Genomic DNA, 22126 nt, shown 5'->3' on the forward strand with positions numbered 1-22126 from the left:
CACCCCTACGCCGGAGACCGGGAGAGCCGCCCCCATGTCCTCGATCGCCGTACCGCGCGCCGTCGCGCCCCGCCGCACCTGGTCGACCGACCTGCCCGTCCTGCTGGTCGCCGTGGTCTGGGGCGCCAGCTATCTCGCCGCCAAGGACATCACCACCGCCCGTACGGTCCTCGCCGTCCTGGTCCTGCGCTTCGCCCTCGTCCTGCCGGTCCTGGTGGTCGTCGGCCACCGCTCGCTGCGCGCCCTGACGGCCGCCCAGTGGCGCGGCGCCGGGCTGCTCGGGCTGATCCTCGCCGGGATCTTCCTCCTGGAGACCTACGGCGTCGTCCACACCTCGGCGACCAACGCGGGTCTCATCATCAGCCTCACCATGATCTTCACCCCGCTCGCGGAGGCCGCGGTGACCCGCACCCGGCCCTCTCGCGCCTTCCTCGGGGCCGCCGCCCTCTCCGTGCTCGGCGTACTGCTGCTGACCCAGGGCGCGGGCTTCAGCCGTCCCTCCCTCGGCGACCTCCTCATGCTCCTCGCGGCCCTCGCCCGCACCCTGCACGTCCTGGCCATGTCCCGCGTGAAGTCCGTGCGGGGCGCCGACGCGCTGCCCCTGACGACCGTCCAACTCGGCGCCGCCGTAGGGGTGTTCGCGCTGCTGTCGGCCGGTGCCGACACCACACCGTGGGCGACGGCGGCGGACTTCGGGCCGCGCGAGTGGGCCGGGCTGCTGTTCCTGTCCGTGTTCTGCACCTTGTTCGCCTTCTTCGTCCAGATGTGGGCCGTACGCCGGACCTCGCCCTCCCGGGTCAGCCTGCTGCTCGGCACCGAGCCCCTGTGGGCCGCCGCGGCCGGCATCGCGCTCGGCGGGGAACGGCTCGGCGCGTTCGGGCTGGCGGGCGGTGTACTCGTCCTGGTGGGGACGGCGTGGGGACGCGGCGCCGCACGCTGACTCGGGAAAACGCACCGGACAACTCAACGGCATCGGTTATTCATCCGATAAATAGTCCCGGTACGTTCGACAATCACCTCTTTGGTGCCGAGTGGGCGCCCTAGAGGTCGGATCTTTTGGCTGCACGACCATTGCTTGTTCCTCGGCGTCTCACTAATTTACGTCTCACTAATTTACGAATTAATCCCGACCGTCTCGCCCGAGGAGATCCGCCGTGCCCTCTTCCTCCCGTCGTGACTTCCTTCGTCTGACCGGTGTCGCCGGTGGTGGTCTCGCCGCCTTCGGTGGCCTGCCCCCGTTCGTGGCGCATGCCGCCCCCGAGCGTCCCGCGCACGCGGACATCGTTCCCGAGGCCGAGGCCACCATCCTCTGGTACCGGCAGCCGGCGGACGAGTCGCGCGTCATCCAGGAGGCGCTTCCCGTGGGCAACGGCAGGCTGGGCGCCCTGGTCGGCTGTGACCCCGCGGACGACTTCGTGTACCTCACGGACGGTTCGTTCTGGACGGGCGGACGCAACGACACCCCCACCAGCGACGGTCAACTTCCGTACGGAGCAGATGACTTCGGCAGTTTCGGACTGCTGGCCAAACTCCGCGTCACGTTGCCGGGCCACACCGCGCAGGAGATCAGCGGCTACCGGCGCGGCCTCGACCTGAGCAACGGTGTCGTGTCCGCGACCTATCAGCACCGCGGCGCCCGTTTCCGCCGGGAGATCTACGCCAGCCACCCGGACGACGTGGTCGTGGTCCGGCTCACCGGGGGCGGCGGCCACACCGGTGCGATCTCGCTGGAGGGCACGCATGGCGAGACCACGTCGGCGGACGGGAAGCAGCTCTCGTTCGCCGCGACCCTGAAGAACGGCCTGCGGTACGCGGCCTCCGTGGCCGCCGTGAGCGGCACCGGAACGATCAGGGCCGAGGACGGCAAGCTGTCCTTCTCCGGCTGCCGCGAACTGCTGATCGTGGTCTGCGCGGGTACCGACTACGCACCCGACGCCGACAAGGACTTCCGCGACCCGTCCCTGGTCCCGCTCACGGTGGCCCGCGCCAAGACCGCCGCCGCGGCGAAGGTCTCCGGTGCCGCGCTGCTCGCCACCCATGTGGCCGACTACCGGCGCCTCTACGACCGCTTCTCGATCGATCTCGGCAGATCCTCGACGGTGCAGCGGTCGCTGGACTCGTGGTCGCGCATCGCCGTCAGACACACCGACGCGTCCACCCCGGACCCGGAGTTGGAGGCCGCCTACGTCCAGTACGGCCGCTACCTGACCATCACCGGGTCCAGGGACTGGCTGCCCATGAACCTCCAGGGGCTGTGGATCCACAACAACACCCCTGACTGGTACGCCGATTACCACACCGACATCAACGTGCAGATGAACTACTGGCTGGCCGACCCCGCCGGACTGGGCGACAACGCGGAGGCGCTCGCCCGCTACTGCCGGTCCCAGCTGCCGGTCTGGACCGATGTCACGAGACGGCTCTTCAACAGCCCCGACAACCGTTTCCGCAACAGCTCGGGAAACGTGGCCGGTTGGGCCATCGCCTTCTCCACCAACATCTACGGCGGCAGCGGCTGGGCCTGGCACCCCTCGGGCAACGCCTGGCTCTGCGCCACCCTGTGGCGCCACTACGAGTACTCCCAGGACCGCGCGTACCTGGAGACGATCTACCCGGTCCTCAAGGGGGCCGCCGAGTTCTGGAAGGCACGGCTGATCACCACCCAAGTCACCGACGCGGACGGTTCGTCCCGCGAGGTCCTGGTGGACGACACCTCCTGGTCGCCCGAACACGGACCGGACGGCAAGGGAAACACCTACGGGCAGGAGCTTGCGTGGGAACTCTTCCGGGAGTTCGCCGTCGCGGCCCGCACGCTGCGCCTCGACGCCGACCTCGCCACCGAACTGGATGCGATGCGGGCCCGGCTCCACCTCCCGCGCGTCAGCCCGAAGACCGGCTGGCTTGAGGAGTGGATGAGCCCCGACAACCTCGGCGAGACGACACACCGTCATCTGTCACCGCTCATCGGATTCTTCCCCGGCGACCGGATCTCCGTCGACACCAGTCCGCGCGAACTCGTGGACGGCGTACGCGCGTTGCTCACCGCCAGGGGAATGGACAGCTTCGGCTGGGCCTGCGCCTGGCGATCACTGTGCTGGTCGCGGCTCAAGGACGCCGAGAAGGCCTACCAGCTCTATCTCACCGTGCTGCGCCCCTCGATGAACAATGGCAACGGCACCTCGGCGAACTGGTTCGACATGTACAGCCAGGGCAGCTACACGATCTTCCAGATCGACGCCAACCTCGGCGGCCCCGCAGCCGCGCTGGAGATGATCCTGTACTCAAGGCCGGGAGTCCTCGAACTGCTCCCGGCACTGCCGAAGGCCTGGTCGGCGAAGGGTTCCGTCACCGGGATCGGCGCCCGCGGCGGATTCACGCTCGACTTCTCCTGGCGCGACGGCAGGGCGACCACGGTCACGGTCCGAAGCGTCGGCGGAACGGAGACGGAACTCCGCGCCGGGAAGGTCCGCAGGAAGATCTCCCTCAAGCCGGGGGCGTCGGTGAAGATCGACCTTTAGTGGGGCGTGAAGCGTCTGTTGTCGGAACCACGCGGCGATGCGAGTCCGCGCGGGACTCGCATCGCCTGGTGGTGTTCGGGCCGGACGGCCAGGTAGGGATTACTTCGTGGCGAGGAACAAGTAGTCGGCCGTGTAGGGGACGCGGGCCGTGGGCTGCTTGGTCGGGTTGCAGGTGCCGGACGGGGCCACGCCGCCGACGGTGTTGAGCCGCAGGACCGAGGTGGTCTTGGACAGGAGGCCCTTGCTCTTGCCGGTCTGCTGGGCGCGGAGCAGGAGTTGGGGGATGTTGCCCTTGCCGTTGTCGAACTTGTTGACGACGGTCCCGGTCACCGAGGAGCCGTCCGGGGCGATCCACTGCGGCGGGCCGGCCGGGCCGTGCTTGGCGAAGCTGTGCTGGATGCCGCCCTGGAGAGTGGCGTCGACGTTGTCCTGCGTGAAGGCGTAGGAACCGTCCTCCTGCTTGGTGCAGGCGTAGATCTGCGCCCCCTTGACCACGCCGGCCAGCGACGAGTGGCGGATGGCGTCGGGCAGCGAGACCGCGCCCGGCAGTGCGACGGCCTGTCCGCGGACCGCGCCGCCGGGGAACTCGGCGGTGTGCAGGTTGAAGTAGAACCGGTCGGGATGCGCCTCGACGCTCCGCAGCAGGTCGGCGTCCTTGACCTTCACCGTGCCGAACACGAACGGCGTGCCGCCCTTGAGCTTCTCCATGAAGAACGGGATCTTCACGTCGCCGTTGGTGCCCCGCGCACCCTGGTGGAGGTGGGCCATGGTCGGGGTGCCGATGCCCGTCCACGCGAACGCGAAGGACACCTCGTCGCCCTGGATCCGCATGAGGGCCACCGCGCTGCCGTCCTTGTCGCCCACCGCCGGCTTGCCCTTGACGGGCACCTCGTTGTCACCGGTGAGGATCGTGGTGAAGTACCGCGCCCCCGGCGCGTTCTGGGAGTAGCGGCCGATGGCACCCGCCGCCTGCGTCGCCCCCGCCGCCGCCGGATGGGACACGGTGGCGTCGGCCGCACCGTCCACGCCGTTGCAGGCGGTCAGGAGCAGGGTGCCGGTGATCGCGGTCGCGGCGATGGTCCCGAATCGCTTGAACATCATGTGTCTCGTTCTCCCCGTGATTGCCGATCCGCGGTTGCCCCGCGGTCGTTCTCCCTCCATCACGGGGCCCCCGGGATGATCCCTCAGCCGATGACAGTCCTGAGACACGCCTGAGAAGGGACGGCATCACTGAGGACACGATCTTGACATTACGACGCACATCGACCCGTCGGCTCAGGGGAGGGCGGACGGCACCCGCTCCAGGACGCCGCCCGCGAAGACGTCGTACAACGGCAGGGATTCCAGGTGGACATAGCCGATGTGACAGTCGCAGACGGCCAGTGGACACGCGCGCGGGCGCAGCGCCGCCCGGTACGAGCCGTCGTACAGATTCCCCAGCTCGTCGCGGACGAAGTGGCAGCGGCGGACCGTGCCGGTGCCGTCGACCGAGATCACGGACTCGCCGGTACGGCACGGGAGTCCGGCACTGCGGTGCGGGTGCCTGCTGTACGGGAAGAGGGGGTCGAGCGCGGTCCAGTCGGCGGCCTCGGTGTCGCCGTAGGTGTGTCCCTCGGCCGCGTTGATCCAGAGGTAGACGTGCGGAGGCAGGTCGGCGCGGAGCCGGCGGGCCGCCGCCAGATGGCCGGGCAGGCCGACCACGCCGACGCTGAACCGCGCCCCGCGGTCGGCCAGTTCACGGCACTTGGCGAGGAAACGGTCGTACGGGGTCTGGCCCGGGTGGTACGTGCACCACAGCGCGAGCGTGTCCAGGTCGGCCTCGGCGAGCCAGCCGGTGCGGCAGCTCAGGTTGGTCTGGATGGCGACCCGGCGCACGTGCGGCAGTCGGGACAGTTCGGTGAGGGTGCGCCGGTACCAGGAGCGGACCAGCCCCTCGCCCCACGGGGTGAACAGGAGCGACAACTCGTCCTCGTTGTCCGCCGCCCAGCGTGCGAAGCGCTCCAACGCGTCGCGGTCCGCGCGGAGTTGGGCGGTCGAGTCGCGCCGCTTGGCGAACGGGCAGTAGGGACAGTCGTAGTCGCAGGACGCGAGCGGGCCCCGGTAGAGGACGGTGAGATCCATGACGGTCCGTCACTTCCGTTCGTAGGCGGCCATGGTGGACCGCACCTCGGGGGAGAACAGCTCAGGACCCACGGCGTCGGAGTGCGCCAGGCCCTCCGGGGTGAGGACGAGCAGGCCGTCCGCCGTACCGGTCAGCCAGCCGCGTCCGGCCAGCCGGTCGAGCTCCGTGCCGAAGTCGTCGTCGGGTGAACTCCCGAAGCGGGCGCGGTAGTCGGCGACGGACAGCCCCTCGGCCTGGAGGAGGGACTGGAGGAGATGGCGGCGGCGCGCCTCGTGTCCGTCGACGCGGTAGCCGACCTCCGCCCGCGTGAAGTCGGCCGTCGTGACGTAGTCGTCGATGATGCCGCGGATCTCGTGCATGCCGACCGCGTAGTCGAAGGAGTAGTGCAGCGCCGACGTGTACGAGCGGGCCCCGCAGCCGAGCCCGATCATGCCGTCCGTCTGGCAGGCGTAGTCGTCAGCGCCCTGGGGCGGGGCGTCGGCCCGGCGGAACATCCGCATCGACTGCTGGACATAGCCGCGTGCGAGGAGGTGGTCGCGTCCGGCCCGGTACAGGCGCAGCCGCTGCTCGTCCCATGCCGGGTCGGCTCCGGCGTCCCGCTGGTGGCGGCCGAGACCGGTCAACGGCCGTACGTAGAGCGGGTACAGGTACAGCTCCTCGGGCCGCCACGCCAGGGCCGCGTCCAGCGAGGCGCGCCAGGTCCGCTCGGTCTGGCCGTCGATGCCGTAGATCAGGTCGATGTTGAGGACGGGGACGCCGGCGTCCCGGATCCGGCCGAGCGCGGCCTCCACGTCGGCGCGCCGCTGCGGGCGTACGGCGGCCCTGGCCTCGGAGTCGACGAAGCTCTGGACGCCCAGGCTGAGGCGGGTCGCGCCGCGGTCCGCGAGGACGGTGAGCCGGTCCGCGGTGGCCGTGGCGGGCGAGGCCTCCACGGAGAGCGGGACCGCGCGCAGGTCGGCGCCCATGCGCCGCTCGGCGATGTCGCACAGGCGCTCCAGCTCGGCCGCGGTGAGGAAGGTCGGGGTGCCGCCGCCGAACGCCGCCGTGGCGAAACGCGGTGGTTCCGCGTCGCCCAGCGCCGCCCGGACGGCGTCCGCCTGCCGCTCCAGGGCGTCCAGATAGGCGCCGGTCAGACCGTCCGGGGCGCCGATGCGGGTGAAGAGGTTGCAGAACCCGCACCGGACCTCGCAGAACGGTATGTGCATGTAGAGCGAGAGCGCGCCGCGGTCCTCCGCCGCCCACAACTCCCGCAGCGCGGGCCGGTCTTGGAGGCGGCGGTACGCCGTCTTGTGCGGATAGGCGTACACGTAGTGCTGGTAGGGGCTGGTCTGCTGCGCGGTGGTCATCGGACGGCCTCCGCGCGGTCGAGGAAGAAGTGGGCGTACGGCACGGTCCACACGGACTCGTGGCCCAGGCGGTGGCCGGTGTAGCCGTCGTCGCCGTAGGCGGTGCCGTGGTCGGAGCAGACGATGACGAAGCACGGGCGCCGGGAACTCGCGGCGGCGAACAGCCGCCCGATGTGCCGGTCGACGTACTCCAGCGCGGCGGCGTGCGTCTCCCGGGTGTCACCCGCCTCGCGGGTCGCGCCGGGCAGGTGGAACCAGTTGGGCTGGTGCAGTGCCGACACGTTCACGAAGAGGAACAGGCGCTGTTCGGCGGGCAGTTGGCCCACCACCTGTTCCACGCGGGCGACCTGGTTCTCGAAGGAGTGCGGCGAGGTGACGCCGAACTCCTCATCCCAGTGCGCCTCTTGGAACAGGCCGGGCAGTACGGAGCCCAGCGGACCGCGCCGGTTGAAGAAGCCCACGCCCCCGACGCAGACGGTGCGGTAGCCGGCCGCCGCCAGTCCGGACACCAGGTCGGGGGTGTCGTAGACGAAGGTGCCCTCGGCGGTCGTCTCGCTGCCCGCGAAGCTCGCCGCGAACAGCCTTGGATGCGGGCCTGGTTGGGCCGGAGTGGGCAGGAACCCGGCGAAGATCGCCTGGTGCGAGGCGTACGTGAAACTGCCCGGAGCGTGTCGCATCTCCCAGTGTCCGCCGGGGAGTTGGCGGGCCAGGTGCGGGATGCGCCCCTCGGCCGCCAACTCGGCGGCCACGTCGTACCGCAGGGTGTCGAGGGTGACCAGCAGGATGTCGTGGTCCCCGACGACCGCGTTCATGTCGGGCTCAGGCATGGGCTGTTCCTGTTCTGTACGGGTGACGCGGGCCGCTCGTGGCCGGTGCGCGCAGGACGGCCGCCACCTGCGCGCCGTAGGTGTCCAGACCCTCCGCGCCGCTGCCGGGAAGTCCGGTGAGCCGGGGCAGCAGGTCGCCGAAGGCGTTGACCTCGCCGACGAAGGAGCGCCGCCAGTCCACCGCCGGCAGCAGGTCGACCCCCACGCACAGCGTGCGCGGGAAGCAGGACGCGGCGCGCTCGCACACGTCCAGCACGTCGGACCAGCGGGCGCCCGCGGCGGTGACGGCCCGCCGGACGCCGTCCAAGTCGCCGCGGCGGCCGCCCAGATGAAGGTTCGTCAGCGGCCCGCGACTGGTGCGCACCACCGCGTGGGTGGCCCGGCCGGCCACGACGACCACCCGGAGATCCGCGGCCCGGCCCGCCTGGGAGGCCTTCGGCACCCAGCGTTCGAGATGCAGCCCGTCCGGCGCCAGCGCGTCCACGACGCGGGCGACGTCCCGCTCGTCGTGATACCTGCGCACCCGCAGGGAGTTGTGCAGCGCGCCGTCCGGACCGGTCTCCACGGACGTGGTCGCCCTGATCCGACCCCCGCCCGCCGTCTCCACCGCGAGGACACCCGACGCCGACGACCCGTGCGCGGGCTTGACGAACAACCGGGGCATCCGGTGCTCGCGCATCAGCGCCCGTACGTCGTCCCAGCCCTGCACGCGCGCGCCGAGCGGACCCGACGTCGGGGAGTACGGGACGGGCACACCGGCCGCGTCCAGCACGGCGTGACACGTCCGCTTGTCGAACAGCACCGCCAGGTCGTCCGGGTCGGCGAGGGGGATACCGCCGCGCAGCGTGCGCAGCGCGGCGGTGAACCGCGCGTACCAGCGGGCCGAACCCTCCACCCGGGTCGGCTCCGTGGCGCCCCGCAGCAGCCGGTCGACCTCGGGGTTCTCACCGGGGGAGTCGACCCGGACGAACTCGTCGGCGGCGAAATCAGCGCCCCGCGCGCGCAGGACGTCGGCCCAGGCGACGACACGGGGTGCGGGCAGCCCGGCCGCGCGCACGGCGTCCTCGAAGAGGGACACCCTGCGGTTCTCGGGATTGCCGACCACCGCGAAACGGGGGCTGATGTCGGCGGCCGGTCCGGCCGCGGTGGACGCGGTCACTCCCCGACGGCGACGTAGCGCCAGACCGTGCCGTCGTCCTCCGTGTCCTCGTCGGCGTCGTCACGGTCCAGGTCGACCTCCACCCCCGCGGCCACCAGCGTCTGCCGAATCCGCTCCGCGACGTCCTCGCTGAGGTAGTTGTGGTGCAGGTCCAGCTTCTTGAGATGCGTCAGCGGCTGCCCGCTCAGCAGCGCGACCGCGCCCTCGTCGGTCAGCACGCCCATCGACAGGTCCAGTACCTCCAGGCGCTCCACCACCGGGGCGGCGGCGACCGCGGCGGCCACCGCGTCCTGCATCTCGCTGTTCCGCAGGGCCAGATGACGCAGGCGCGGCAGCCGGGCACCGGACAGGATCGGCTCCAGATCGGCGGCCTCGCTGTCGCCGCCGTAGTCCGGCGTACCGAGCCACAGGTCCAGGTGCTCCAGCGCGGGCAGGTCACTCGCGCCGATGCCGCGCACCACCTCGACGGGCAGGCCGCCCGTCTCGACCACCAGTCGGCGCAGCGCACCGTGCCGCAGCGCGGTGAACTCCAGGCCGCTGCCGCCGCGCACCCCGAACTCCTCAAGCGCCGGATAGGCGTTGAGCAGTGGGGTGACGTCGGTCTGGTGGATCCAGGAGATCTCGCACTCCTCCATCACCAGGTCGCCGAGGAACAGCGCGCGCAGTGCGGGGAAGGCGTCCCGGGCCGCCACGAGCGCCTCGACGATCGGCGTGGGCGCGCTGTCGTAGGCGTCCTCCCAGCCACCGATGATCAGGGCCCGGACCCGGGCCGTGTCGACGTCGGCACGGAAGCGGGCGAACGTGTCGGTCCACGCCTCGTCGGTGTCGTACACGTTGGCGCCGATGCGCCAGGCCACCGCCTCCGGCTCGGGCAGGCGGTCGGCCGGGGCGTCCGGCCCGGGAAAGGTGAACGACGGCAGTTGGTACAGCGCGTCGAGGTGCTCACCGATGGTCATGCGGCCGCTCCTGGGAAGAAGAGTGCGTGGTGTGTGATGCGCATTTCTACCAACCGGCACTGACAGTGCCCATCGGCGGGGCGTGGCCCGGGCGTTGTCAGTGGTGGCGCCTAACGTCGTGGTCATGAGGCCGGTGCGCGAAGCACCCGGCGGTGAGGGGACAGCCATGTACCGACAGGGAGACGTGCTGATCGTGCCCGTCGCGCAGGAAGCGGTGCCCGCCCACGCGGAACACGCCCCGCGCGAGCGGCGCGACGGACGCGGGCGGCTCGTGCTGGCGCTGGGGGAGGTGACCGGCCACGCCCACGCGGTCGTCGGGCCGGGGGAGTTGGTGCGCGAGCCGGGTCCCTACGGTCCGTTGCTGCTGCATCTGCCCCAGGGCGGGCGGGTGGTGCACGAGGAGCACGCGGCGATCGCGCTGCCCAAGGGGTGGTTCCGGGTCGTCAGACAGCGGGAGTACGTGCCCGGGTCGGTACGGATCGTGGCCGACTGAGGGACGGACCGGGGAAAGCGCCGGGCAGGGAGTGAAGGAGGGGCACATGGGCGGGACGGACGTGGGAGTGGACGGGACGATGGACCGGAAGTCGGGCGGGGCGGCGGGGAGTGCGACGGCGGTCGAGGAGCCAGGTGCCGACAGGCCCCAACTCGGCGATGGGGGAAGGCCGTTCGGGCCATCTCCCGACCTCGCGCAGTGGCGGTCGTGGGCGTCGGCGACCGGCCCCGCTGACCGGGCGGGCGCCGAGGAGGGCGTCCGGCGGGCCTACCGGCTGGCGGGACTCGCGGAACCGGAGCGTGTGGTCTGGGCGGGTTCACCGCGCGCGGCGGTCGCGCTCGTCCGGGAGCTGACGGACCGGGGCCCGAGCGTACGGGACGCGGTGCGCAGCGCGCCGTGGGCGGCCGCGAGGCGGCTGCTGCACACCGAGTTGGGGCCCGCCGGATGGTCGGCGCACTGGGCGGCGACCGGCGGACGGCTGTGGCCGTCGACCCAGGCCCTGGTGGACCGGATCCGTACCGGCGTGATCGAGGACCTGGCCGGGAGCGACACCGGCAAGGAGGCCGCGGAGATCCGGCTGCTCCTCCTGGACGCCGTCCTCGGGCAACACGACGCGCCGTGGCTCGCGGCGTTCCCCGCCGACGACGGCCCGATCGACGCGCTGTCCGCGGTGTGCCGCGGCGCCGGCTGGTGGTGGCCGTTCGCCCGGGTCGCGGTGGTGTCGGAGCGCCCCTCGGCCCTCCACCGCGACGAGGCCGGACGACTCGACCACGGGGACGGCCCGGCGCTCGCGTACCCGGACGGCTTCGCCCTGCACGCCTGGCGCGGCATGCCGGTCCCGGCCGCCTTCCTGGCCGAACTGCCCGCGCTGACCCCCGAACGCGTCCGCGCCGAGGAGAACGCCGAGCTGCGCCGCGTGATGCTGGAGTACTACGGCTACGACCGGTACCTCGCTGATTCGGGCGCCCGCCCCCTGCACCGGGACGAGACGGGCACACTGTGGCGGATCGACCTGGCCGACGACGAGCCCGTGGTCATGGTGGAGGTCCTCAACTCCACACCGGAGCCCGACGGCACCCACCGCACGTACTGGCTACGGGTCCCCCCGTCGACGCGCACGGCCAGAGAGGGAGTGGCCTGGACCTTCGGCCTGGACGCGACGGCGTACGCACCCGAGCGGGAGACCTGACAGTCCCGTACGCCCGGCGGCAGGACGTGCCTCGCCCCGCGGCCCGTGAACGTGGGGGGGAGCCGCGGGGCGAGGGGTGAGCGATGGTGCAGCCGGTGGGAGCCGGACGCCCGGGTGACTACGGAACGGACCTGACCGACCGGCTCAGCAGCCGAAGTTGATCAGGTTGAACGTGACGTAGTGGTCCGAGGTGTAGTAGTCCTCCTGGGTCTTCTTCCCGGTGACGATCCGGCGCGCTCCGCGCGTGGACGAGCCGGGAGTCTTGACCGTGTACTCGTGGTAGTAGCCGGAGGCCTGGCTGGGGAGGACGCCTTCCTGGTTGCGGAAGACGACGCCGTCCTGCGAGTACGGGAAGGGCCCGTTCGTCGCGATCAGGTCGAGCGTGTCGTACGCCTGCGAAGGCAGTTTGCTGTAGCAGATGCTGCCGACCGCGGCGGCTGCCGGGGTGGCGGTGGCGACGGTGCCGCCGATGAGGAGAGTGGACAGGACGGCGGCCGCTGCGCCGATGCCGGTGATCCGTGGGGGGAATCTCATGGCTTCATGATGACGCGCGTAGATAGTGGCATGTCAATGACAACCGCAGAGATTTTCCCGTCAAGTCCGATGAGTTTTCGGGAAGTTAACTTGGCGCGCGCCATCTCCACGCGGTCCCCGCACAGGCCGGGAACACCTCCGTGGGCCGCGGGGGCGAGGCATGTCCGCCGAAAGTCTGTGATGCCGCGACTTTGGTCGCCGATCCCCGTCGGGGTGGGGTGACCCGGCCCGGCCCTGCGTAGATTTGTCGACCGTGACCGATGACAGGACCGCGCAGGTACCGTCGGCGTTCGCGGGGCGCCGCTGGCTGCTGCCGTCCGCCGTGGCGGACGAACTCGACCCCGACGTCGAACGGCCCGGACGGCCCCGCCGTACCGCACGCGACTGGGTCGTCGACACCTCCTGCTTCCTGCTGGCCGTGATCATCGCGCTGATCGCCGCGCAGAGCCTCAGGGACGACACCGGGACCTCGCACGCCCTGGCCGTCGTGGACCAGCTGATCGGAGTCCTCGCCTGCTTCACCGTGTGGCTGCGCCGCCGCTGGCCGGTCGGGCTGGCGATCGCCATGATCCCCGTCGGCATCGTCTCCACCACGGCGGGCGGCGCCGGTCTGGTCGCCCTCTTCACCCTCGCCGTGCACCGCCCCTTCCGGTACGTGGCCTGGATCGGCGGCGTCCAACTCGCCCTCACCCCCGTCTTCTTCTGGCTGCGCCCCGACCCCGACCTGCCGTACGCCGGAGCGGTCGCGTTCACCGAACTGTTGACCCTCACCGTCATCGGCTGGGGCATGTTCGTCCGCTCCAAGCGGCAGCTCATGCTCAGCCTGCGCGACCGCGCCCGGCGCGCCGAGACCGAGGCGGAACTCCGCGCCGAGCAGGCCCAGCGGCTCGCCCGGGAGGCCATCGCCCGCGAGATGCACGACGTGCTCGCCCACCGGCTGACCCTGCTCAGCGTGCACGCCGGGGCGCTGGAGTTCCGGCCGGACGCGCCCCGCGAGGAGGTCGCACGGGCGGCCGGCGTCATCCGGGAGAGCGCCCACGAGGCGCTCCAGGACCTGCGCGAGATCATCGGCGTCCTGCGCGCGGGCGAACCCGACGACACCGGCCGCCCGCAGCCCACGCTCGGCGCCCTGGACGCACTGGTCGCCGAGTCCCGCGAGGCCGGCATGAAGGTCACCCTCGACAACCGGGTCACCGACCCCGCCGCGGTCCCCGCCTCGATCGGCCGCACCGCCTACCGCATCGCCCAGGAGGCCCTCACCAACGCCCGCAAACACGCCCCCGGCACCGAGGTCGCGGTGACGGTCCTCGGCCGGACCGGTCACGGCCTGGAGATCGTCGTGACCAACCCGCCCCCGGAGGGAGAGGTCCCGCACGTCCCCGGCTCCGGGCAGGGCCTGATCGGCCTGACCGAGCGGGCGACGCTGGCGGGCGGACGGCTGGAGCACGGCCCGCTGGAGGGCGGGGGCTTCCGGGTGGACGCCTGGCTGCCCTGGGGGTGACCCGGCGCTCGCTCGCGGGGCCGTGGTTACGTAGCCCCATGACCGCGATCAGAGTGCTCCTCGTCGACGACGATCCGCTGGTGCGGGCCGGACTGTCCCTCATGCTGGGCGGCGCCGCCGACATCGAGATCGTCGGCGAGGCCGCCGACGGCGGCGAGGTCCAGGAACTCGTCGACCGCGTCCACCCCGACGTCGTCCTCATGGACATCCGCATGCCCTCGGTCGACGGACTGACCGCCACGGAACGGCTGCGCTCCCGCGGCGACGCGCCGCAGATCGTCGTCCTCACCACCTTCCACGCCGACGAACAGGTGTTGCGGGCCCTGCGCGCGGGAGCCGCCGGTTTCGTCCTCAAGGACACCCCGCCCGCCGAGATCCTCGATGCGGTGCGCCGGGTCGCGGCCGGCGATCCCGTCCTGTCGCCCGCGGTCACCCGCCAGCTGATGGCACACGCGGCCGGTACGGCCACCGGTACCGACACCCGTCGTGCACGCGCGCGTGCCCGACTCGCGGTCCTGGGAGACCGCGAACGCGAGGTCGCCGTCTCCGTCGGGCAGGGCCTCGCCAACGCCGAGATCGCCACCGGCCTCTACATGAGCGTCGCCACCGTCAAGACCCACGTCTCCCGCATCCTGGCCAAGCTCGACCTCAACAACCGTGTGCAGATCGCCCTGTTGGCGTACGACGCGGGCCTCCTCGAAGAGGACGGCGACGCCGGGCACTAGCCTCTGCCGCCGCGCGTTCCCACGGCATTGGGAGATCTCCGGGGATCGTCCGGGTAGAACGGCCGCACCGGAACGTCGTAGCAGCCGTAGCAGCCGTAGCAGCCGTAGCAGCGGTCGAAGGCGCGATGAATCGCGATGAAAGCCGTAGATGAGAGCCGTAGTGGAAGCCCCAGGAGGCCCGTTCTCGTGACCGCACTCGTGGAGTTCGACCTGGCCATGGCCAGGAAGGCGCTGGAGAGCCAGCCCTTCAGCAGGCTGATCGGCGCGCGGCTGAGTGCCTTCGGGGACGGCGGTGCCACGTTGGAGATCGACATCAGGGAGGACCTCCACCAGCAGAACGGCTTCGTGCACGGCGGAGTCCTCGCCTACGCCGCCGACAACGCGCTCACCTTCGCCGGCGGCACCGTACTCGGCCCCGCGATCCTCACCGGCGGCCTCACCATCCAGTACGTCCGCCCGGCCACCGGCACCACCCTGCGCGCCCGGGCCGAGGTCGTGCAGGCCGGCCGCCGCCAGGCCGTGGTCCGCTGCGACGTCCTCACGGTCGCCGACGACGGCACGGAGTCCCTCTGCGCGGTCGCCCAGGGCACGGTGCTCGCGGTCCGCACGGCCTGAGGGGGGCGTCCTACTGCCCCGAGGAGAAGGAGGCGGCCACGTACAGTGTCCGGACCGACCAGTGACGGCCGCGCGAACTGCGTTGCCCCCACTACGACTTCGGGGCCGCCACGGACGCGGCGACCCCTGCGATACGGCTGCTCAACTGAGGGCGTAGCCGCCCGCGATCTCACCGAGCCTGACCGGTCTTCGCTCGCGCCGGGACACCTCGCACGCCTCGGCGATCCGCAGCGCCTGGAGGGCCTCGCGGCCGTCGCACGGATTGGTCCGCTGGCCGACCACGACCTCGACGAAGGCGATCAGCTCGGCCTCGTAGGCGGGCCCGAAGCGCTCCAGGAAGCCGGTCCACGGCTTGGTCGCGGCCGGTGGCCCGGACGGTTCGGTGGACGCGATCGGGGTGCGGTCGTCCAGGCCGACCACGATCTGGTCCAGTTCCCCGGCCAGCTCCATGCGGACGTCGTAGCCCGCCCCGTTCAGCCGGGTGGCCGTCACCGTGGCCAGGGTGCCGTCGTCCAGCGTGAGGACGGCGGCGGCCGTGTCGATGTCACCGGCCTCGCGGAACATCGCGGGCCCGGCGTCCGACCCGGCCGCGAACACGTCGACCACCTCGCGTCCGGTCACCCAGCGCAGCATGTCGAAGTCGTGGATGAGGGTGTCCCGGTACAGCCCGCCGGAGATCGGCAGATAGGCGGCCGGGGGCGGGGCCTGGTCGGAGGTCATCGCCCGCACGGTGTGCAGCCGTCCCAGCCGCCCCGAGCGCACCGCCTCCCGGGCACCCGTGTAGCCCTTGTCGAACCGGCGCTGGAACCCCATCTGAAGGATCGTTCCCGCCGTCTCGACCTCGGCGATCGCCGCCAACGAACCGGGCAGATCAAGGGCTATGGGCTTCTCGCAGAACACCGGGAGCCCGGAGCGTGCCGCCCTGCCGATTAATTCGGCGTGCGCCGATGTCGCCGTAGTGATCACCACGGCGTCCACGCCCCACTTGAAGATCTCCTCCGTACTCGGTGCCGCCGTTTCCCCCAGCCGGTTCGCCAGCTCCTGGGCCCGTACCGGGTCCACGTCGGTGAGGATCAGCGAACCGACCTCACGATGACGGCTGAGCGTCCTGGCATGGATGGTCCCGATGCGGCCCGTACCGATGACTCCGATGCGCATGGGAACAAACTGAGGGCCGACCAGGCACGCTGTCAATGCGTATGTCCGGACAATCGAACTACATCACTTCCCGTCAACCATTCACAGAGCTACGCTCGGCCCGTGCCGAAACCAGATGTGGACCCGACAGTGCCGCTCGAACTCAGCGTGGACCGGAGCAGCCCGGTGCCGCTGTACTTCCAGCTGTCCCAACAGCTGGAGGCCGCGATCGAGCACGGCTCGCTGACCCCGGGCAGCCTGCTGGGCAACGAGATCGAACTCGCCGCCCGGCTAGGCCTGTCCCGGCCCACGGTCCGCCAGGCCATCCAGTCCCTGGTCGACAAGGGCCTCCTGGTCCGCCGCCGGGGCGTCGGCACCCAGGTCGTACACAGCCAGGTCAAGCGGCCGCTCGAACTGAGCAGCCTCTTCGACGACCTGGAGGCGGCCGGACAGCGCCCCGCCACGAAGGTCCTCGTGAACACCGTCGTCCCGGCGTCCGCCGAGGTGGCGGCGGCACTCGGCGTGGCCGAGGACAGCGACGTACACCGCATCGACCGGTTGCGCCTCGCGCACGGCGAGCCGATGGCGTACCTCTCCAACCACCTCCCGCTCGGCCTGCTCGCCCTGGACACCGCACAGCTGGAGGCCACCGGCCTGTACCGGATGATGCGCACCGCCGGAATCACCCTGCACAGCGCCCGCCAGTCCATCGGTGCCCGCGGCGCGACGGCCGAGGAGGCCGAGCGCCTGGCCGAGACCGAGGGCGCCCCGCTCCTCACGATGCAGCGCACGACGTTCGACGACACGGGCAGAGCGGTCGAATTCGGCAGCCATACGTATCGGCCGACGCGTTATTCGTTCGAGTTCCAGCTGCTGGTACGTCCCTGAGTGCACCCGTTTCGCCCGCGATATTCGTCATAATGTCCGGACAATGCGAATTGGCTGAAGCTCGCTGCGACGCCCCTTCTTCAGGGGCGCGGGGCTGTGTCCATTTGCGGCTCCGCCGCGGGGCGCGACCAGCCACGACGCAGCCGCACTCCGCAACGATCCGCACCCCCTTCCCGCCCCCGCACAGCACCTAGTGTCACGGTGAGGCAGAATCGGGCCTTGATGAGCACCTACGGCAATTTCAGCGCCCCCATAGGCTCCCGCCGCGCCCCGGCGCTCCGAACTGTCGGCACGCGCGAGCGCAGGTCGCACCTGACGGCCCCCCGCGTGCCCACTGTCGGCATCGACATCGGCGGCACCAAGGTCATGGCGGGCGTCGTGGACGCCGACGGCAACATCCTGGAGAAGCTCCGCACGGAGACCCCGGACAAGTCCAAGAGCCCCAAGGTCGTCGAGGACACCATCGTCGAACTGGTCCTGGACCTGTCCGACCGGCACGACGTGCACGCGGTCGGCATCGGCGCGGCCGGCTGGGTCGACGCCGAGCGCAACCGGGTCCTGTTCGCGCCCCACCTGTCCTGGCGGAACGAGCCCCTCAGGGACCGCATCACGAGCAGGCTCTCCGTCCCCGTGCTGGTGGACAACGACGCCAACACCGCCGCCTGGGCCGAGTGGCGCTTCGGCGCCGGCCGCGGCGAGGACCACCTCGTCATGATCACGCTCGGCACCGGAATCGGCGGCGCGATCCTGGAGGACGGCCAGGTCAAGCGCGGCAAGTGGGGCGTCGCCGGCGAGTTCGGCCATATGCAGGTCGTGCCCGGCGGCCACCGCTGCGCGTGCGGCAACCGCGGCTGCTGGGAGCAGTACAGCTCCGGCAACGCGCTGGTCAGGGAGGCGCGGGAGCTGGCCGCGGCGGACTCCCCGGTGGCCTACGGGATCATCGAGCACGTCAAGGGGAACATCGGCGAGATCACCGGGCCGATGATCACGGAACTCGCCCGCGAGGGCGACGCGATGTGCATCGAACTGCTCCAGGACATCGGCCAGTGGCTCGGTGTCGGCATCGCCAACCTCGCCGCCGCCCTCGACCCCTCCTGCTTCGTGATCGGCGGCGGTGTCTCGGCCGCCGACGACCTGCTGATCGGCCCCGCGCGGGACGCGTTCAAGCGGCAGCTCACCGGCCGCGGTTACCGCCCCGAGGCCCGCATAGTGCGCGCCCAGCTCGGCCCCGAGGCCGGCATGGTCGGCGCCGCCGACCTCGCCCGCCTGGTCGCCCGCCGCTTCCGCCGCGCCAAGCGCCGCCGTGTCGAGCGGTACGAGCGCTACGAACGGTTCGCCGAGTCCCGGCGCGGCACCCAGGACACGGCATGATCGCATCGCTGCCCCGCCAGACGACCCCCCGGGACGAGCCGCCCCGACCACCCGAGGACCCCCGCCACAAGGCCCGCCGCCGAGCGCTCACCCTGCTCATCATCGTGCTGCTCATCGGCGTACCGGCCGTCTATCTGGCGATCTCCGCGAACCAGAGCCGCAACAGCGGCAAGGACAAGGAGGCCAAGTACTCGGCGACCGGTCTCACCGTGGGCTGGCCCTCGAAGGTCCAGCGCCGCCTCTACCAGGTGCCGATCCCGCACCCGGCGGAGGAAGTCGCCTTCTACGAGACCAACAACTGGAAGACCAGCCGCCTCTACGTCCAGTTCCAGACCTCCGAAGCCGGCCTCGACACCTTCCTCGCCGGCATAGGAGTTGACCGGGACACGCTGAAGAAGAACGACATCACCATCAGCGACCGCGACCAGAAGATCACCGGCTGGAAGTTCACCCGCCCCGGCCCCTGGTGGGGCGTCGTCAACAAGCAGAAGGACCCGGCACCCACCCAGGACATCGTGGTGAACCTGTCCGATCCGGCCCTCCCCATGGTCTACGTCGTCTCCCGCACGGTTCCCTAACGGGGCGGCCCCGGCCGGTCGCCGGGGCCGATTGTCAGACCCCGCCCGTAGAGTCGAAGACAGCTGACACGACTGACGGGCGGGAGGTGACAGGACGTATGACGGACACGGCACTCATGGAGCAGATCTCCGTACGACTGGCCGCGGTCTTCCTGCCGTCTCCCGTCGTCCCGCGCGAGGGCCGCGTCGCCTTCTGGGACCCCGACGGCGAGCGCGCCCTCCCCGAGGCCGAAGAGGGCGTGGAACAGACCGAGTTGACGGTCGTACGACGACAGGGCGCCGCGGTCCGCCGCAGGTCCGCCCCCGCGCTGACCCTGCCGATCGAAGCGGCCCTGCCCCTCCTGGTGCGCGCCCGCCGCGACCCCGCCGCCCACCCCGCCACGGCCTGCTGGGGCGCCGCCGCCCTGCACGCGCTCCGGCTCGCCGCCCGCGGCCGACTGCTCCCCGGACTCACCGCGACCGGCCACGACGCCTGGCGGGCGGGCCCCCTGGAGCCCGAGGACATCGCACACGTCCGCGCGGTCGCGGCGGCCCTTCCGTACGAGGGCCACGCCGTCCCGCTGCCCGGCCCGGGCCCGCTCCGGCTGCCCGAGCCGGAAGCCCTGATGCGGTCCTTCCTGGACGCCGTCGCGGACACCCTGCCCCGCACCCCGGCCGCGCCGTACACCTCCGGGCTGCCCTTCGCGGCCCGCAAGCCGCAGCGCCTGCGCGACGCCCAGGACTGGGCCGCCGAGGTCGCCGCCGGCATGGACGCGGGCGTACGGATCTCGCTCCGCCTGGACCTCTCGGCCTACGACCTGTTCGACGACGGCGGCCGGGTGCGCAGCGCGGGCGCGGCGATCGTCCAGGTGCACAGCCTCGCCGACCCCACCCTCGTGGTCGACGCGGCGGCCCTGTGGGCGGGCACGGCGGACAGCGCCTTCGGCCCCCGCGCGCGCGTGGACGCCGCGTTGGCCGTACGCCGGGCGGCCCGCGTCTGGCCTCCGCTGGACCGCCTCACCGAGCAGGACGTGCCCGACGTACTCGCCCTCTCCGAGGAGGAGTTGGGCGACCTGCTGGGCATGGCGGCCACCCGGCTCGCGGCGGCCGGGGTCGCCGTCCACTGGCCCCGGGACCTGGCACAGGACCTCACGGTGTCCGCAGTGGTCCGCTCGGCACCGGGCTCGGCGACCGACGGCACCGGCTTCTTCGAGAGCGAGGAACTCCTCCAGTTCCGCTGGCAGTTGGCGCTCGGCGGCGACCCGCTCACCGAGGCCGAGATGGACACCTTGGCCGAGGCCCACCGCCCGGTCGTACGACTGCGGGACCAGTGGGTGCTGGTCGACCCGGCCCTCGTCCGCAAGGCCCGCAAACGCGAGCTGGGCCTGCTCGACCCGGTCGACGCGCTGTCCGTCGCGCTCACGGGCACGGCGGAGGTCGACGGCGAACAGGTGGAAGCCGTCCCGGTCGGCGCCCTGGCCACGCTCCGCGACCGACTGACGGCGGGCATCCAGCCCGCTGAGCCCCCGCCCGCCCTTCAGGCCACCCTCCGGGACTACCAACTCCGGGGCCTGGCCTGGCTCGACCTGATGACCTCCCTCGGTCTCGGCGGCTGCCTCGCCGACGACATGGGCCTCGGCAAGACCATCACCCTCATCGCCCTCCACCTGCGCCGCGCACACCGCGACCCCACCCTCGTGATCTGCCCCGCCTCGCTCCTCGGCAACTGGCAGCGGGAGATCACCCGCTTCGCCCCCGGAGTCCCCGTCCGCCGCTTCCACGGCGCGGACCGCACCCTGGAGGACCTGACCGGCGGCTTCGTCCTCACCACGTACGGCACGATGCGCTCGGCGGCGGCGACCCTCGCCCAACAGCCCTGGGGCATGGTCGTCGCGGACGAGGCACAGCACGTCAAGAACCCGTACTCGGCGACCGCGAAGGCACTGCGCACAATCCCGTCCCCCGCGCGCGTGGCCCTCACCGGCACCCCGGTCGAGAACAACCTCTCCGAACTCTGGGCCCTGCTGGACTGGACGACCCCCGGACTCCTCGGTCCCCTGAAGTCCTTCCGCGCCCGGCACGCGCGCGCGGTGGAGAACGGCGAGGACGAGGAGGCGGTGACCCGACTCGCCCGCCTGGTCCGCCCGTTCCTCCTCCGCCGCAAGAAGTCCGACCCCGGCATCGTCCCCGAACTGCCGCCCAAGACGGAGACCGACCACCCGGTCCCGCTCACCCGCGAACAGGCCTCGCTCTACGAGGCGGTGGTGCGCGAATCGATGCTGGCGATCGAGACGACGGAGGGCATCGCACGCCGAGGCCTGGTCCTCAAGCTCCTCACCTCCCTCAAACAGATCTGCGACCACCCCGCGCTGTACCTGAAGGAGGACCACACCGCGGCCCAGGCCACCGGGGACCGCCTCGCCGCCCGCTCCGGCAAACTCGCCCTGCTGGACGAGCTGTTGGACACGCTGCTGTCCGAGGACGGCTCCGCGATCGTCTTCACCCAGTACGTCGGCATGGCCCGCCTGATCACCTCCCACCTGGCCGCCCGCGCGGTCCCGGTCGACCTCCTCCACGGCGGCACACCGGTACCGGAGCGGGAGCGCATGGTGGACCGCTTCCAGGCCGGCGCGACCCCGGTCCTGATCCTGTCCCTGAAGGCCGCGGGCACCGGCCTGAACCTCACCCGCGCGGGCCACGTCGTCCACTTCGACCGCTGGTGGAACCCGGCCGTCGAGGAACAGGCCACGGACCGCGCGTACCGCATCGGCCAGACCCAGCCGGTCCAGGTCCACCGCCTCATCACCGAGGGCACGGTCGAGGACCGCATCGCCGAAATGCTCGAATCCAAACGGGCGTTGGCCGACGCGATCCTCGGCTCCGGAGAGTCGTCCCTGACCGAGCTGACGGACCGGGAGTTGTCGGACCTGGTGCGGTTGCGGAGGGAGTCATGACGGGAGCGGAGGGGGTTGCACAGGGTGCGGGCGAAGCGGAGCACGACGTAGAACTCGCGGTGGGAGAAGGCGAGTCGGGGCGGACGCGGTCCGCGCCGGGCGAGCGCGAAGAGCCCGAGCAGTCGGCCGCGCGCCCCGCCGACCTGGCACGACAAGCGCTGCGCGCCGCGCGTGAGCGTCGGGAGCGGGCGCCGGAGAAGCCCGCAGGGCATGCGGCGGCCCCTGGGGACCCGG

General features: G+C 71.7%; 19 protein-coding genes. 11 read left to right on the top strand and 8 right to left on the bottom strand.

The window, feature by feature from the left end; translation table 11 throughout:
• The first annotated feature begins 34 nt into the window (after positions 1–34).
• Positions 35–940 (top strand): DMT family transporter, encoded by a 906-nt coding sequence (locus tag ACWIHT_RS12460; protein ID WP_456167235.1) that lies wholly within the window; start codon positions 35–37, stop codon positions 938–940.
• 214 nt (positions 941–1154) lie between these two features.
• Complete coding sequence (locus ACWIHT_RS12465; protein WP_456167237.1) at positions 1155–3518, top strand: glycosyl hydrolase family 95 catalytic domain-containing protein; 2364 nt, start codon at positions 1155–1157, stop codon at positions 3516–3518.
• A gap of 99 nt (positions 3519–3617) precedes the next feature.
• On the opposite strand, the gene ACWIHT_RS12470 is transcribed toward ACWIHT_RS12465, so the two are convergent.
• The 6 genes from ACWIHT_RS12470 to ACWIHT_RS12495 all read right to left on the bottom strand — a co-directional run bounded on the left by ACWIHT_RS12470 (position 3618) and on the right by ACWIHT_RS12495 (position 9928).
• Complete coding sequence (locus tag ACWIHT_RS12470) at positions 3618–4619, bottom strand: CHRD domain-containing protein (protein WP_456167239.1); 1002 nt, start codon at positions 4617–4619, stop codon at positions 3618–3620.
• A gap of 174 nt (positions 4620–4793) precedes the next feature.
• Positions 4794–5639 (bottom strand): STM4011 family radical SAM protein, encoded by an 846-nt coding sequence (locus tag ACWIHT_RS12475; protein ID WP_456167241.1) that lies wholly within the window; start codon positions 5637–5639, stop codon positions 4794–4796.
• 9 nt (positions 5640–5648) lie between these two features.
• Positions 5649–6986, bottom strand: a complete 1338-nt coding sequence (locus tag ACWIHT_RS12480; protein ID WP_456167243.1) for an STM4012 family radical SAM protein — start codon at positions 6984–6986, stop codon at positions 5649–5651.
• The gene (locus tag ACWIHT_RS12485; RefSeq protein WP_456168003.1) at positions 6983–7798 is read right to left on the bottom strand and encodes an STM4013/SEN3800 family hydrolase; all 816 of its coding nucleotides are present in this window, start codon (positions 7796–7798) and stop codon (positions 6983–6985) included. Before ACWIHT_RS12485 ends, ACWIHT_RS12480 begins: the two co-directional genes overlap by 4 nt.
• A gap of 7 nt (positions 7799–7805) precedes the next feature.
• Positions 7806–8972: an STM4014 family protein gene (locus ACWIHT_RS12490; protein ID WP_456167245.1), complete on the bottom strand. Its 1167-nt coding sequence runs from the start codon at positions 8970–8972 to the stop codon at positions 7806–7808.
• Positions 8969–9928, bottom strand: a complete 960-nt coding sequence (locus ACWIHT_RS12495; RefSeq protein WP_456167247.1) for an STM4015 family protein — start codon at positions 9926–9928, stop codon at positions 8969–8971. The genes ACWIHT_RS12490 and ACWIHT_RS12495 overlap by 4 nt, the downstream gene beginning before the upstream one ends.
• 166 nt (positions 9929–10094) lie before the next feature.
• Here ACWIHT_RS12495 and ACWIHT_RS12500 point away from each other — a divergent pair, with 166 nt between their 5' ends.
• Entirely contained in the window at positions 10095–10421 is a 327-nt protein-coding gene (locus tag ACWIHT_RS12500) for a hypothetical protein (protein ID WP_456167249.1), read from the top strand.
• Between the two features lie 46 nt (positions 10422–10467).
• Positions 10468–11610, top strand: a complete 1143-nt coding sequence (locus tag ACWIHT_RS12505) for a DUF6745 domain-containing protein (RefSeq protein WP_456167251.1) — start codon at positions 10468–10470, stop codon at positions 11608–11610.
• Positions 11611–11754: 144 nt separating this feature from the next.
• On the opposite strand, the gene ACWIHT_RS12510 is transcribed toward ACWIHT_RS12505, so the two are convergent.
• On the bottom strand, positions 11755–12144 hold the full coding sequence (locus ACWIHT_RS12510) for a ribonuclease (protein ID WP_456167253.1): 390 nt from the start codon (positions 12142–12144) through the stop codon (positions 11755–11757).
• 244 nt (positions 12145–12388) lie between these two features.
• Between ACWIHT_RS12510 and ACWIHT_RS12515 the strand changes: the two genes are divergently transcribed.
• From ACWIHT_RS12515 to ACWIHT_RS12525, 3 genes are all read left to right on the top strand, one after another.
• Complete coding sequence (locus ACWIHT_RS12515) at positions 12389–13645, top strand: sensor histidine kinase (RefSeq protein ID WP_456167255.1); 1257 nt, start codon at positions 12389–12391, stop codon at positions 13643–13645.
• Positions 13646–13683: 38 nt separating this feature from the next.
• A complete protein-coding gene (locus ACWIHT_RS12520) occupies positions 13684–14370 on the top strand; it encodes a response regulator (protein ID WP_456167257.1) in 687 nt (228 codons plus the stop codon).
• Between the two features lie 216 nt (positions 14371–14586).
• Complete coding sequence (locus ACWIHT_RS12525) at positions 14587–14985, top strand: PaaI family thioesterase (protein WP_456168005.1); 399 nt, start codon at positions 14587–14589, stop codon at positions 14983–14985.
• A 141-nt stretch (positions 14986–15126) separates the two neighbouring features.
• Here ACWIHT_RS12525 and ACWIHT_RS12530 read toward each other — a convergent pair whose 3' ends face one another.
• Positions 15127–16143, bottom strand: coding sequence for a Gfo/Idh/MocA family protein (locus ACWIHT_RS12530; protein WP_456167259.1), 1017 nt, complete (start codon positions 16141–16143; stop codon positions 15127–15129).
• A gap of 129 nt (positions 16144–16272) precedes the next feature.
• Between ACWIHT_RS12530 and ACWIHT_RS12535 the strand changes: the two genes are divergently transcribed.
• From ACWIHT_RS12535 to ACWIHT_RS12550, 4 genes are all read left to right on the top strand, one after another.
• Positions 16273–17010, top strand: a complete 738-nt coding sequence (locus ACWIHT_RS12535) for a GntR family transcriptional regulator (protein ID WP_456168007.1) — start codon at positions 16273–16275, stop codon at positions 17008–17010.
• Positions 17011–17232: 222 nt separating this feature from the next.
• Positions 17233–18381 carry an ROK family glucokinase gene (locus ACWIHT_RS12540; RefSeq protein ID WP_026178929.1) on the top strand — a complete coding sequence of 383 codons (1149 nt, stop codon included), beginning with the start codon at positions 17233–17235 and terminating at the stop codon, positions 18379–18381.
• Complete coding sequence (locus ACWIHT_RS12545; protein ID WP_456167261.1) at positions 18378–18959, top strand: sugar kinase; 582 nt, start codon at positions 18378–18380, stop codon at positions 18957–18959. The genes ACWIHT_RS12540 and ACWIHT_RS12545 overlap by 4 nt, the downstream gene beginning before the upstream one ends.
• A gap of 98 nt (positions 18960–19057) precedes the next feature.
• Entirely contained in the window at positions 19058–21892 is a 2835-nt protein-coding gene (locus tag ACWIHT_RS12550) for an SNF2-related protein (RefSeq protein ID WP_456167263.1), read from the top strand.
• The last annotated feature ends 234 nt before the right edge of the window (positions 21893–22126 follow it).

This window comes from Streptomyces sp. NPDC002276 (genome assembly GCF_053891435.1).